Origin of the sequence: Limnohabitans sp. 2KL-1 (assembly GCF_003063435.1) — a bacterium.
Taxonomy (GTDB): domain Bacteria; phylum Pseudomonadota; class Gammaproteobacteria; order Burkholderiales; family Burkholderiaceae_C; genus Limnohabitans_A.
On sequence record NZ_NESL01000001.1, the window covers coordinates 534196 to 546622 of the forward strand.

Below are 12427 nucleotides of genomic sequence, written 5' to 3' on the forward strand. Positions count from 1 at the left end.
CTTTCAGATGAGCTTGCGGCTATAGTGGCCGACTTCAAAACTTGTCAGGGGCTTATTTTTTGGAAACATCCTCACGCCATTTGATTTTTCATGGCGCCGTGGTGCTGTTGGCGGCCTTGTTGTATGGCGCGCCTTATGCAAAAGCCATCAAGTCCGGGGCGACTGCTCAGGTGGTGAACTCATGGCGTGTCGCGCACCAAAGCCTTTGTCTGGGCGCAGTATTGATGTTCAGCGTCGCGGCCATACTGCCTTTTTTGTCGGTCTCTGCGGCCCTCAAATGGCTGATCGTTGTCGCTTTGGTCACTTCCAGTTATGCGTTCGCCATCGCAACCCCCTTGGCCGCCATCACGCAAGACAGAGGCTTGGCCTCGGGCGGGAGAGGTCTGGCCCGACTGGTTTACTGGGGCAACATCACCGGGGCTTGGACCTCGTTGGCTGCTGCTGGTGCACTCGTCGTGGCTGCAGGCATGTCAATGTGATGTTGTCAAATTAGCTTGTAACTTATAATTCACAATGTTTGAAGTTCGTGACTACTTGACAGCGCAAGGCGATGATCCTTATGCCCAATGGTTGATCACCCTGGCCGACCGACAAGCCAGAGCCCGAATTTTGATTCGCGTCGGTCGAATGGCCAGTGGTAATTTAGGGGACGTGAAACCCGTTGGCGAGGGCGTTTGGGAAGCCCGAATCGATTGGGGACCGGGTTATCGAATTTACTACGCGCAGGCAGGTCAGCGCTTGATCTTGCTGTTGGTGGGTGGTGACAAACGCAAACAACAAGCCGACATTGAAAAAGCCCACCAATACTGGATGGACTGGCAACACAGGAGAAAGCACAAATGACCACCACGACCAGCCGCCCACATGACGAAGCCGTTGTGGACATGCTCAAGGCCGATCCTGAATTTGCCAACGAGTACCTGGCCGTTGCACTTGACCAAGCCGATCAACCTGGCGGGCAACAGGCTTTGCTCGCAGCTTTGCGGCACATTGCCGAAGCGCAAGGCATGTCTGCGGTTGCTGAGAGAGCCGGCATGCCGCGTGAAAGCCTTTACCGGGCACTCAGTCCACGTGGCAACCCCACACTCAAGACATGGCTGGCCGTTTTGAACGCGACCGGACTGCATTTGTCGGTAGCGCGGTCGTGATGTGGGTGTTTTTCAATCACAACCGCCCAGATTCATAAAGCCAGTGCCGTGGTATTTTTGACTTCTTCCATCACCGCATAAGTGCGCGTCTCGCGCACGCCGGGCAGCTGCCACAACACGGTGCCCGCAAATTCGCGGTAGGCGTTCATGTCGGCGGCGCGGGTCTTGAGCAGGTAATCAAAGCCCCCGGCCACCATGTGGCACTCCATGATCTCGGGGCGCACCTGCACCGCCGCCTTGAACTGCTCGAACACATTGGGGCTGGTGCGGTCGAGCAGGATTTCCACAAACACCATCATCCCCGCGCCGAGTTTGAGCGGGTTCAGGCGCGCCTCGTAGCCCAGGATGAAGCCCTCACGCGTGAGGCGCTGCACCCGCGCCAGCACCGCCGTGGGCGACAAAGCCACGCTTTCAGCCAGCTTGAGATTGCTGATGCGGCCGTCGCGCTGCAGCAGATCGAGGATGCGGCGGTCGGTGCGGTCGATGTCCGGGGTTTCGGTGCTCATGATTCATATTATTCATTGAAAACCTGATATTTCAGTGAAATATTTTGCAGTCAATCCGGATGATGGCGATTCATGCAAACCAGCGAGGCTGCCACCATGAACGCACCCATGACTTCCCTTCACCTCTCACCGATCACCCCCCCAGCAGGCGCCCGATTCACCCCCGGCGGCCCGCTGCCCAAGCGCGGCGCCCTGCGCGAAGCCATCGCCCAAGCCATCCGCCTCCCCGAGGCGCAAGCCCTGGCCCCGCTGCTGGCCGCTGCCCGCATGAGCCCCGCACAAGCCGAGCGCACCGACGCACTGGCCCGTCAACTGGTGACGGGCATGCGCGAAGGCCCGCAGCAGAGCGGCCGTGCCGGCCGCGTACAAAGCCTGATGCAGGAATACGCGCTGTCGAGCGAAGAGGGCGTGGCGTTGATGTGTCTGGCCGAAGCGCTGCTGCGCATTCCGGATGCCGCCACGCGTGACGCGCTGATCCGCGACAAGATCGGCCAGGGCGACTGGCAGCAGCATGTGGGCCGCAGCCCTTCGCTGTTTGTGAACGCCGCGTCGTGGGGCCTGCTGCTCACGGGCAAGCTGGTGGCCACACACAGCGAGGGCGCGATGCTGGCCTCGCTCACCCGGCTGATCGGCAAGAGTGGTGAGCCGCTGATCCGTCAGGGCGTGCAGCTGGCCATGCAGATGCTGGGCGAGCAGTTCGTGACCGGCGAGACGATCGACGAGGCCCTGCACCGCGCTCGCGATATGGAAGCGCAAGGCTTTCGCTACTCGTACGACATGCTGGGCGAAGCGGCCCTGACCGAAGCCGACGCGCAGCGTTACATGCAGGCCTATGAAAACGCCATCCACGCCATCGGCAAGGCATCCAACGGGCAAGGCGTGGTGGGCGGCCCCGGCATCTCGATCAAGCTGTCGGCCCTGCACCCGCGCTACAGCCGCGCCCAGCACCAGCGCGTGATGGACGAACTTTTCCCCCGCGTGTTGAAGCTCACCGAGCTGGCCCGGCATTACGACATTGGCCTGAACATCGACGCCGAAGAAGTGGACCGCCTGGACATCTCGCTGGACCTGCTCGAAGCCCTGTGCCTGGCCCCCAGCCTGCAGGGCTGGAACGGCATCGGCTTCGTGATTCAGGCCTACCAAAAGCGCTGTCCGTTGGTGATCGACTTTGTGGTGGACTTGGCACACCGCACCGGCCACCGGCTGATGGTCCGCTTGGTCAAAGGCGCGTATTGGGACAGCGAAATCAAACGCGCCCAACAAGACGGCCAAAGCGACTACCCGGTCTACACCCGCAAGCACCACACCGATGTGTCGTACCTGGCCTGCGCGCAAAAGCTGCTGGCCGCGCCCGAGGCGGTGTACCCGCAATTTGCGACGCACAACGCACACACGCTGGCGGCCATCGTGCACATGGCGCAAGAGCTGCGCGGGGACTACACGCCGGGCCAGTACGAGTTCCAGTGCCTGCACGGCATGGGCGAGCCGCTGTACCGGCAGGTGGTCGGGCGAGCGAGCGCCGCCGGGCCATCCCAAGGCGCGAGCACCCCCTCGGGGGGCAGCGGGCTACACGAAGTGAGCCTGCGTGGGGAGACATCATTCCAGCGGCCTTGCCGCATCTACGCGCCCGTGGGCACGCACGAAACCCTGCTGGCTTATTTGGTGCGCCGTTTGCTTGAGAACGGGGCCAACAGCTCCTTCGTGAACCGCATGGCCGACGCCAGCGTGTCCATCGGCGATCTGGTGCAAGACCCGGTGACGCGCACCGAAGAAGACGCCCAGCGTGACGACACCAGCCCCGGCCAGCCGCACCCGCAAATCGGGCTGCCCGCGCAGCTGTATGGCGCGGCGCGGCGCAATTCGCATGGGCCCGATCTGGCGCACGAACCCACGCTGCGCCAACTGGCAGCAGACATGCAGGCGCAGGTGCAGCCTGTGACAGTGACGCCTCTGCTGGCCACCCCTTTTGCGGGTGCTGAACGCATCACCCTGCGCAACCCTGCCGACCACAGCGACGTGCTGGGTACGGTGCAATATGCCAGCGCGGCCGATGTGGACGCTGCCCTGCAAGCCGCCAGCGAAGCCGCCCCCGCCTGGGCCGTCACGCCACCCGCACAACGCGCCGCGCTGCTGGCGCACGCGGCCGATCTGTTGCAGGCCGATGCGCCCCGCGTGATGGCGCTGCTGGTGCGTGAAGCCGGAAAAACCTGGGGCCATGCCGTGGCCGAGTTGCGCGAGGCGGTGGACTTCTTGCGCTACTACGCCGCGCAGGTGCAGCGCGATTTTGACAACCGCACCCATACGCCGCTGGGACCGGTGGTGTGCATCAGTCCGTGGAACTTTCCGCTGGCGATTTTTGTAGGCCAGGTCGCCGCCGCTCTGGCTGCCGGCAACACGGTGCTGGCCAAGCCCGCCGAGTCCACGCCCGCCGTGGCCGCGCTGGCCGTGCAGGCCTTGTGGCAAGCGGGCGTGCCCCGGGCCGCTGTACAACTGCTGCCGGGCCAGGGCCGCGAAGTGGGCATGCAACTGGTAGGCGATGCCCGCGTGCAAGGCGTGATGTTCACCGGCTCCACCGAGACCGCCCGCGTGCTGCAAGCCGCACTGGCCGAACGCCTGAACGCACACGGCCAGCCTGTGCCCCTGATCGCCGAGACCGGTGGACAGAACTGCATGGTGGTCGACTCGTCGGCCTTGCTGGAACAGGTCGTCACCGACGCCGTGGCCTCGGCCTTTGAGGCCGCAGGCCAGCGCTGCTCGGCCCTGCGTGTGCTCTGTGTGCAGGACGATGTGGCAGACCGCCTGATCGAGATGCTGCAAGGCGCGATGGCTGAAAACACGCTGGGCACACCAGCAAATCTGTCGGTGGACATTGGCCCGGTGATCGACGAACGGGCACGCGCTGGCATCGAAGCGCATGTGCAAGCCATGCAGCAGCGCGGCTGCCGAGTGCACCGCATCTCCCGCAACGCGCCCGAAGCGTGGCCCGCAGGCACCTACGTGCAACCCACACTGATCGAAATCGACAGCATCGCGCAACTGGAGCGTGAAGTGTTTGGCCCAGTGCTGCACATCGTGCGCTATGCCCGCAGCCAGCTGCCCGAGCTGTTGCAAGCCATCAACGCCACCGGCTACGCGCTCACGCTGGGCGTGCATTCGCGCATCGAGGAAACCATCACGCAGGTCATTGACCACACCCACGCGGGCAATGTCTATGTCAACCGCAACATGGTCGGCGCGGTGGTGGGTGTGCAGCCTTTTGGTGGCGAAGGCCTGTCGGGTACCGGCCCCAAGGCGGGTGGCCCGCTGTACCTGCTGCGCTTGTTGGCACGCTGTCCGCAGGACGCCGCTTTGCGCAGCGTGCAGGCCAGCGGTGCGACCGCCTTGCCCCATGCCACGCCCGCTCTGCAAGCCTTGCACGACTGGGCTGCAGCGCAAAAGCGTATGCAGTTGGCCCACCTGTGCGCCCGCATGGCGACCTGCAATCCGGCCGGTTTGCAAGCTTGGCTCACCGGCCCCACGGGCGAGCGCAATGTTTACCGTGTGCAGGCCCGCGCACGGGTGCTCTGCCTGACGGGTGATCACGAAGGGGTCGACCTCGACCGCCTGAACCAGTTGGCTGCTGTGTTGGCGGTGGGGGCGCGTGCGCTGTGGCCCACTTCGGCCCGGGCGCTTTGGGTCAGCCTGCCCGCAGCGGTGCAGGCTCAGGTGGGCATCGAAACCGATTTGATCGCAGCCCCGGCGGACGTGGCCTTGCTGCACGCCGATGCAGCCACCTGCCTGCACACCTTGCAAGCCCTGGCCCAGCGGCCCGGGGCTCTCATCAGCCTGACGGCCCTGCGCCGGGGCGATGAGGCCATCGCACTTGCGCGCCTGGTGTGTGAACGCAGCATCAGCACCAACACCGCAGCCGCGGGGGGCAACGCCAGCCTGATGACGCTCAGCGCCTGATCCGGACTCAGCAGGCCCTGGGTTTCAGGTCCAGCGAGCCTGGCGCGTTGGCTGCGAGCTTGGTTCGGCGGCGGCCCTCGGTGCACGCTCGGCGCACAGGATTGCCCTGGCCCAGACAAGGATTGGCGTCTGTATCTGTGAACTGGCGCCTTTGACGCTTTGACAGAGGGGCTCAGCCTTGGCTTAGCAACTGCGCAAAGCGGGCCAGGTCCACATTGCCGCCGCTGATGATGATGCCCACCCGCTGGCCCTTGAGCTGTTCGGCTGCCTGAATGGCCGCAGCCAGCGACAAACAGCCCGTGGGCTCGACCACCATCTTCATGCGTTCGGCATAAAAACGCATGGCCTGGATCAGTTGCGCATCGGTGACGGTGTGCACGTCGTCCACCAGCCGCCGGATGATCTCGAAAGTGATCTCGCCCACCAAGGGTGTTTGTGCGCCATCGGCAATCGTGACCGGGGTGGCAATGCGCACCCGCTGACCTTGGCGCAAGGACTGCTGCACATCGTTGCCCGCTTCGGGCTCCACGCCGTAAATTTTGCAGCGGGGAGACAGGGCTTTGGCCGACAAGGCGCTGCCACTGAGCAGGCCGCCACCGCCCAGACACACAAACAGGGCATCGAGCTCGCCCACTTCCTGAAACAACTCCAGCGCGGCTGTGCCCTGGCCGCTGAGCACATCCGGGTGGTCAAACGGTGGAATGAAGCGACTGCCCTGTGCTGCGGCAATGCCCTGCGCCATGGCCAACGCATCGTCCTTGTAACGGTCGTAGCCCACCACCTGCGCCCCATAGCCTCGGGTTGCAGCCAACTTGGCAGGCGAGGCATCGTGCGGCATGACGATGGTGGCCGGGATGTCCAGAATCTGCGCCGACAAGGCCACGGCCTGGGCGTGGTTGCCCGAGGAGTAAGCCACCACCCCGGCCCGGCGCTCGGCAGGTGACAGCCGCGACAGGGCGTTGAAGCCCCCCCGGAACTTGAAGGCCCCCATGCGCTGGAAGTTTTCGCATTTGATGAAGGCCTGTGCCCCCAGTTGCGCGTTGAGGGTGCGCGACTGCAGCACCGGGGTGCGGTGGGCATGCCCCTGCAGGCGAGCTGCAGCGGCCAGCACATCGTCAAACGTGGGCAGGGTCACGGCATCGGTCATGCGGGCTCTACCAGAACGGGTCAGCTCAGGTGCTTGCCGATGATGCCGGCCAGCTCGAACATGGTGGCCTGGTCTTTGCCGAACACGGCTTGCAGCTTGCTGTCGGCCTTGATGGAGCGCTTGTCGGCCGGGTCTTGCAGGCCGTTGGCCTTGATGTAGTCCCACATTTTTTTGACCACTTCGGTGCGTGCAAAGGTGCCGTCGCCGATCACGGCCATCAGGGCCGGGCTGGGCTTGAGCGTGCCCACGGCGGCTTTGCGCGGGGCTTTTTCGGCGGCAGGTTTGGCCGCTTTTTTGGCAGCGGCTGATTTGGCAGTTTTGGCGGCCGTCTTTTTGGCTGCCGCTTTGCCAAAAGGCGTTTTGGCTGCCGTTTTGCGCGGTGGGTATTTCTTGCCGCCTTCGCGTTGCTCAAATTCAAACGTCACCTTGCCCTCTTCGGGGTTCCAAGCCAGCATGGCCTTGAAGGTGCGGCGGGTGCGGTTACTCAAGAACTTGTCGAGCAGGTCGGTTTTGCCGGTCGCCAGCAGTTTGCTGACCTGCTCGCGCTCGACCGGTTGCTGCAAGATGATCTTGCCGCTCTTGAAGTCGCAGCTCGGAGTGGGTTGCTCGTTTGTGGGCACGGCTTTGCTGCACACGTAGTTGCTGCCGTGCTCGTGCACCGGACTGCCGCACTTGGGGCAAGCGCCCAGGGCTTCGTCGGTGAACTCGACAATCTCGCCACTCTCTTCGTTCTTTTTGTCGTCACCGAAGTCGAACTCGAGCTTCCAGTTTTTCTCTTCTTCGTTGTATTTGAGCGCCATTTCGGCCACAAAGGGCCAACCGGCTTTGGAACGGAAGCCGTCCAGCGGGCCGATCTTTTTATCGCGCATGAACTGCTCGACTTCGGCGGGCTCAAAGGTGCGGCCGGCTGGCGACTTGCCAAACGAGAAGCCGCAACCGTCGCTCGTGCCGTCGGCACCTGTGCAGGTATACCTGCGGTAGTTTTCCTTGACCACGCCGCCGCAATTGGGGCAAGGCGTGCTGACGGTGGCGTAGTCGCCCGGCACGGTGTCGCGGTCGTATTCTTTGGCTTTCTTGACGATGTGCTCGGTCATGGCCGCGATCTCGGCCATGAAGGTGGCACGGCTGAGCTTGCCTTGCTCCATCTGAGCCAGTTTGTATTCCCACTCGCCGGTCAGCTCGGGCTTGGAGAGTTCTTCCACCTGCAGGCCACGCAGCAGCGTCATGAGCTGGAAGGCCTTGGCCGTCGGGATCATCTCGCGGCCTTCGCGCAGCATGTATTTCTCGTTGATCAGGCCTTCGATGATGGCGGCGCGGGTGGCTGGCGTGCCCAGGCCTTTTTCCTGCATGGCCTCGCGCAGTTCGTCGTCGTCCACCATCTTGCCCGCGCCTTCCATGGCACCCAGCAACGTGGCTTCTGAATAGCGGGCCGGTGGGCGGGTCTTCAGGCCCTTTGCTTCGACAGAATCCACACCGACCTGCTCGCCCGGCTGCACCGGCACCAGGTTCTGGCCTTTGTCGCCGTCTTTGGCGTCTTCCACTTCAGCGGCCGCTTCTTTGCCGTAAATGGCGAGCCAGCCCGGCTTGACCAGCACCTTGCCCACGGTCTTGAAGCTGTGGCCTGCGGCCACGCTGATGCGGGTGGTGACTTGGTATTCGGCGCTGGGGAAGAACACCGCCATGAAGCGGCGCACCACCAGGTCATACAGTTTTTGCTCGGCCTCGGACAGACCGCTGGGCGCTTGCAGCGTGGGGATGATGGCGAAGTGGTCCGAGACCTTTTTGTTGTCGAACACACGCGGGATCTTGCGCACGTAGTTGTTGTTCAGCGCCGTGAGCGCGTGCGGGGCCAGGTGGCGCATGCCGCTGTCGGCCAGCATCTCGAACGTTTCTTTCGCCACGGGCACGTAGTCTTCGGGCAGGTGGCGAGAGTCGGTACGGGGGTAGGTCAGGGCCTTGTGGCGCTCGTACAGGCTTTGGGCCAGGGCCAGCGTGGTCTTGGCCGAGAAGCCGAACTTGCCGTTGGCCTCGCGCTGCAAGCTGGTCAGATCAAACAGGCCGGGGCTGGCTTGCGTGGTGGGCGTGGCCTCTTCGGTCACGCTGGCGGTTTGGCCGCGCACCGCTTCGACGATGGCTTGGGCTTCGGCAGCGGTCCACTTGCGGTCGGCCTTTTTCTCGGCGTCTTCTTCTTTGCGCCATTTGGGGTCAAACCACTTGCCCGGATACGTGCCAGCCGCAGCACCGAACTCGGCGTGGATTTCCCAGTAGTCGCGGCTCACAAATTTGCGGATTTGCTCTTCGCGCTCGACCACCACGGCCAACGTGGGCGTTTGCACCCGGCCCACGGTGGTCAAAAAGAAGCCGCCATCACGCGAGTTGAACGCGGTCATGGCGCGGGTGCCGTTGATGCCCACCAGCCAGTCGGCTTCAGACCGGCTGCGGGCGGCATCGGCCAAGCCCTGCATTTGCTGCTCGCTGCGCAGGCTGTCAAAGCCATCGCGGATGGCCTGGGGCGTCATGGACTGCAGCCACAGGCGTTTGACGGGCTTGTTCAGCGGTTTGGCCCCGCCTGCGTACTGCTCGATCAGGCGAAAGATCAACTCCCCCTCGCGGCCCGCGTCACAGGCGTTGATGAGGGCGCTCACGTCTTTGCGCTTGGCCTGCCTGACCACGGCCGTGAGGCGGCTCTTGGTTTTGTCCACGGGCTTCAAGTCAAAGTGCGGCGGAATGACGGGGAGATTGGCAAAGCTCCACTTGCCGCGTTTCACGTCGTACTGTTCAGGGGCCTGGATCTCCACCAGGTGGCCCACGGCGCTCGTCACCACATAGGTGTCGTTCTCAAAATGGTCGTCGTGCTTCTCGAACTTGCCGGAAGTCGGCGTCAAGGCTTTCACGATGTCTTGTGCCACCGAAGGCTTCTCTGCAATTACCAATGTCTTCATGTCATTACAATCCCGTTGTCTCGCGTGTGCGCACGCGCTCGGGCACGCGCTCACGCGCACGCCCACATGAATTCACCATAACAAATTTTTCAACGCCGTGGCCAAAACACCTGCTCCGACCCCCAGCCGTTCCACGCCACGCGCATCCGGCAAGCGCATTCAGGTGCGCCGCTCCGGCGTGCATGGCAAGGGCGTGTTTGCCTTGCAAGACATTGCCGAGGGCGAGACCGTCATCGAATACGTGGGCGAGATCATCAGCTGGGACGAGGCGCAGGACCGCCACCCGCACGACCCCAGCGACCCGAACCACACCTTTTACTTCCATGTGAATGAAGACCGGGTGATCGACGCGCTGCACGGCGGCAATTCGTCGCGCTGGATCAACCACAGCTGCGACGCCAACTGCGAGGCCGACGAAGAAAACGACCGCATCTTCATCAAGGCCATCCGCAACATTTCAGCCGGTGAAGAGCTCAATTACGACTACGGCCTGATCATCGACGAGCCCTACACCAAGAAGCTCAAGGCCGAATACCCCTGCTGGTGCGGCAGTGCCAACTGCCGGGGCACCCTGCTGTCGCCCAAACGCCGCCCGGCCACGCCCAAGACGCCCGCGCAGAAAAAAACCAAGGTCAAAGACAAGTCCAAAGGCAAAGCCAAGCCCGAAGCCAAGGTGAAAGCCGACGCCAACAATAAAAAAACCAAGGCGATCAAGCCTTTGAAACAGGCGGAAAAGCCTCAAAAGGCCGGCAAGCGCAGCCAAGCCGCTGTCAAGCATCCCTGAGCCGTGATCACGCCCACGCCTTGGTTGGCTGAAACGATCTGGGAACAGGTCTACCCGCTGCTGCCCGAGTTCACGGTCGAGGTCTTGCCCGAGTTGGACTCGACCAACAGCGAACTCATGCGCCGCGCTCGCTCAGGGCAGCACTCGCCGACCCTGCTGGTGGCCGAACGTCAGACCGCAGGTCGTGGTCGCATGGGCCGTGTCTGGCAAAGTCAGCCGGGCGATTCGCTCACCTTCTCGCTCAGCTTGCCGATGTCACCCGCAGATTGGTCCGGCCTGTCACTGGCCGTGGGCCTGAGCCTGGCCGAGAGCCTGCACCCGGATATCGGCCTGAAGTGGCCCAACGATTTGTGGTTTCAGGACCGAAAACTCGGCGGTATCCTGGTCGAGGCTGCCAGCATGGGCGGACGCAGCCAGGTGGTGGTGGGCGTGGGCCTGAACATCCGGCCGCGCCCTGCAGACGGCTTGAACACCTTGCCTGCGGCTTTGACCGAGTTGCGGCCCGATATGACCGCGCCGACCGCCCTTTTGAGTGTGGTCAGCCCGCTGATTCGCGCCTTGCTGGCTTTTGAACGCGATGGTTTTGCACCCCTGCAACGCCGATTTGAAGCCCGCGATGTCCTGAAAGATCGCCGCGTGCACACCAGCGATGGCCAGCAGGGCTTGGCCTTGGGGGTCGGCCCCGGGGGGGCGTTGCAATTGCAAACCGATGCGGGCGTGCGGGAAGTGCACAGCGCCGAAATCAGCGTTCGACCATTCACTGAAGAAAGCTCCACTTGAAGTTGAAGTACGTCATTGGCATTTTGTGGGTGCTCAACGCCGCCGTGTTGGCATGGCAATGGAACGCTTTTGCACGCTGGGGCTGGGGCCCTGACAGGCACCGTGAGCCCGAGCGTGTGCAGCAGCAAATCCGGCCCGAGGCCTTGAAGTTCGAGGTGGTGCCCAAGCCCGCAGCCCGGGCGTCAGAAGCTTCGCCCCAGCAGGCCACCACGCCCGACTCTGCTGCTGTGAATCCGGCCGCTGTGAACCCGGCCACGCTGTTGCCCTCAGAGGGCCTTGCAGTTCCGCCCTTGGCTGCTTCGGCCTCGTCCTCTGCGGCGGTGGTCAACCCTGCGGGTGCTGTTGCACCATCAGCGCCTCTAAGTACTCCTCGATAAACCTGTTGATTGGAAAAACCCCATGAGTCTGACACTTTATTTCGCCCCCGGTGCCTGTTCTTTTGTGCCCCATGTCTTGCTGGAGATGAGCGGTGCCGAATTTGAGCCCAGCATGGTCAAACTGCACAAAGGCGAGCAAAACAGCGACGACTACAAAGCCATCAATCCACGCGGTCAGGTGCCCGTGCTGGTGAACAATGGCCAGCCTGTCACGCAAATCGTGGCCATCGTGCTGCACCTGGACCAGTTGTTCCCGCAGATGGGCTTTTTGCCCACAGAGGCCTTGGCCCGCGCACAAGCCATCTCGACGCTGGCCTGGATGAACAACACGGTGCACCCGACCTTCACGCACATCTTCATGCCGCAGAAATTCTCGGACCAAGCCGAAGTGCAAGCGGCGCTCAAGCCTTACAACACCCAGTTGTTCCGTGGCATGTTGGGCGAGTTGCAAGACTTGGTCAAAGCCGCAGCCGCCAAAGGTCAGCCGTGGCTCAGCGGCGCGCATTTCGGCCCGCTGGATGCGTACAGCCTGACCTTGAGCCGCTGGGGCACCATAGCCGGCATCCCCCCTGAAGCGCACCCTGAACTGTGGGCCTTTGTGGAAAAAGTAGCGGCTCAGCCCGCAGTGGCCCGTGTGATGTCGCGTGAGCGTTTGCAGCTCAACATGGGCCAGCCGGCCTGACACCGCGGCCCCGCGTCTTCAGCGTGTGGGCCTCGCCAAGGCCCGCCACCCCGCTTGAGCCCTTCAGCCCCTTCCCCGAGCCTTGTCTTGTGTGGCGATCACCGTTGGCGCGG

The 12427-nt window shown here is 63.2% G+C and carries 11 protein-coding genes; 8 read left to right on the forward strand and 3 right to left on the reverse strand.

The window, feature by feature from the left end:
• The first annotated feature begins 59 nt into the window (after positions 1–59).
• Genes B9Z47_RS02480 through B9Z47_RS02490 form a run of 3 tightly spaced genes read left to right on the forward strand, consistent with a single transcriptional unit; the run spans position 60 to position 1148 of the window.
• Complete coding sequence (locus tag B9Z47_RS02480; RefSeq protein WP_146185743.1) at positions 60–479, forward strand: hypothetical protein; 420 nt, start codon at positions 60–62, stop codon at positions 477–479.
• Between the two features lie 34 nt (positions 480–513).
• Entirely contained in the window at positions 514–843 is a 330-nt protein-coding gene (locus tag B9Z47_RS02485) for a type II toxin-antitoxin system RelE/ParE family toxin (RefSeq protein WP_108329646.1), read from the forward strand.
• Positions 840–1148: an addiction module antidote protein gene (locus B9Z47_RS02490; RefSeq protein WP_108329647.1), complete on the forward strand. Its 309-nt coding sequence runs from the start codon at positions 840–842 to the stop codon at positions 1146–1148. Before B9Z47_RS02485 ends, B9Z47_RS02490 begins: the two co-directional genes overlap by 4 nt.
• Before the next feature lie 32 nt (positions 1149–1180).
• On the opposite strand, the gene B9Z47_RS02495 is transcribed toward B9Z47_RS02490, so the two are convergent.
• Positions 1181–1654, reverse strand: a complete 474-nt coding sequence (locus B9Z47_RS02495; RefSeq protein WP_108329648.1) for an Lrp/AsnC ligand binding domain-containing protein — start codon at positions 1652–1654, stop codon at positions 1181–1183.
• A 108-nt stretch (positions 1655–1762) separates the two neighbouring features.
• On the opposite strand from B9Z47_RS02495, the gene putA reads away from it, so the two are divergent.
• The gene (putA, locus tag B9Z47_RS02500; protein ID WP_199226237.1) at positions 1763–5602 is read left to right on the forward strand and encodes a bifunctional proline dehydrogenase/L-glutamate gamma-semialdehyde dehydrogenase PutA; all 3840 of its coding nucleotides are present in this window, start codon (positions 1763–1765) and stop codon (positions 5600–5602) included.
• 172 nt (positions 5603–5774) lie between these two features.
• On the opposite strand, the gene B9Z47_RS02505 is transcribed toward putA, so the two are convergent.
• Both B9Z47_RS02505 and B9Z47_RS02510 read right to left on the reverse strand, forming a co-directional pair.
• Positions 5775–6749, reverse strand: coding sequence for a threo-3-hydroxy-L-aspartate ammonia-lyase (locus B9Z47_RS02505; protein ID WP_199226238.1), 975 nt, complete (start codon positions 6747–6749; stop codon positions 5775–5777).
• A 20-nt stretch (positions 6750–6769) separates the two neighbouring features.
• Positions 6770–9691, reverse strand: a complete 2922-nt coding sequence (locus tag B9Z47_RS02510) for a DNA topoisomerase III (protein WP_108329650.1) — start codon at positions 9689–9691, stop codon at positions 6770–6772.
• 97 nt (positions 9692–9788) lie between these two features.
• Between B9Z47_RS02510 and B9Z47_RS02515 the strand changes: the two genes are divergently transcribed.
• Genes B9Z47_RS02515 through B9Z47_RS02530 form a run of 4 tightly spaced genes read left to right on the forward strand, consistent with a single transcriptional unit; the run spans position 9789 to position 12314 of the window.
• Positions 9789–10475, forward strand: coding sequence for an SET domain-containing protein (locus B9Z47_RS02515; protein WP_108329651.1), 687 nt, complete (start codon positions 9789–9791; stop codon positions 10473–10475).
• 3 nt (positions 10476–10478) lie between these two features.
• On the forward strand, positions 10479–11255 hold the full coding sequence (locus B9Z47_RS02520) for a biotin--[acetyl-CoA-carboxylase] ligase (protein ID WP_108329652.1): 777 nt from the start codon (positions 10479–10481) through the stop codon (positions 11253–11255).
• A complete protein-coding gene (locus B9Z47_RS02525; protein WP_108329653.1) occupies positions 11252–11632 on the forward strand; it encodes a hypothetical protein in 381 nt (126 codons plus the stop codon). Before B9Z47_RS02520 ends, B9Z47_RS02525 begins: the two co-directional genes overlap by 4 nt.
• 22 nt (positions 11633–11654) lie before the next feature.
• Complete coding sequence (locus B9Z47_RS02530) at positions 11655–12314, forward strand: glutathione S-transferase family protein (protein WP_108329654.1); 660 nt, start codon at positions 11655–11657, stop codon at positions 12312–12314.
• The last annotated feature ends 113 nt before the right edge of the window (positions 12315–12427 follow it).

What these genes read in the sequence shown, in the direction of transcription:
- B9Z47_RS02490 (WP_108329647.1), top strand. Translation starts at nt 840, where the DNA reads ATGACCACCACGACCAGCCGCCCACATGACGAAGCCGTTGTGGACATG.
- putA (WP_199226237.1), top strand. Translation starts at nt 1,763, where the DNA reads ATGACTTCCCTTCACCTCTCACCGATCACCCCCCCAGCAGGCGCCCGA.
- B9Z47_RS02505 (WP_199226238.1), bottom strand. Translation starts at nt 6,749, where the DNA reads ATGACCGATGCCGTGACCCTGCCCACGTTTGACGATGTGCTGGCCGCT.
- B9Z47_RS02495 (WP_108329648.1), bottom strand. Translation starts at nt 1,654, where the DNA reads ATGAGCACCGAAACCCCGGACATCGACCGCACCGACCGCCGCATCCTC.
- B9Z47_RS02510 (WP_108329650.1), bottom strand. Translation starts at nt 9,691, where the DNA reads ATGAAGACATTGGTAATTGCAGAGAAGCCTTCGGTGGCACAAGACATC.
- B9Z47_RS02485 (WP_108329646.1), top strand. Translation starts at nt 514, where the DNA reads ATGTTTGAAGTTCGTGACTACTTGACAGCGCAAGGCGATGATCCTTAT.
- B9Z47_RS02530 (WP_108329654.1), top strand. Translation starts at nt 11,655, where the DNA reads ATGAGTCTGACACTTTATTTCGCCCCCGGTGCCTGTTCTTTTGTGCCC.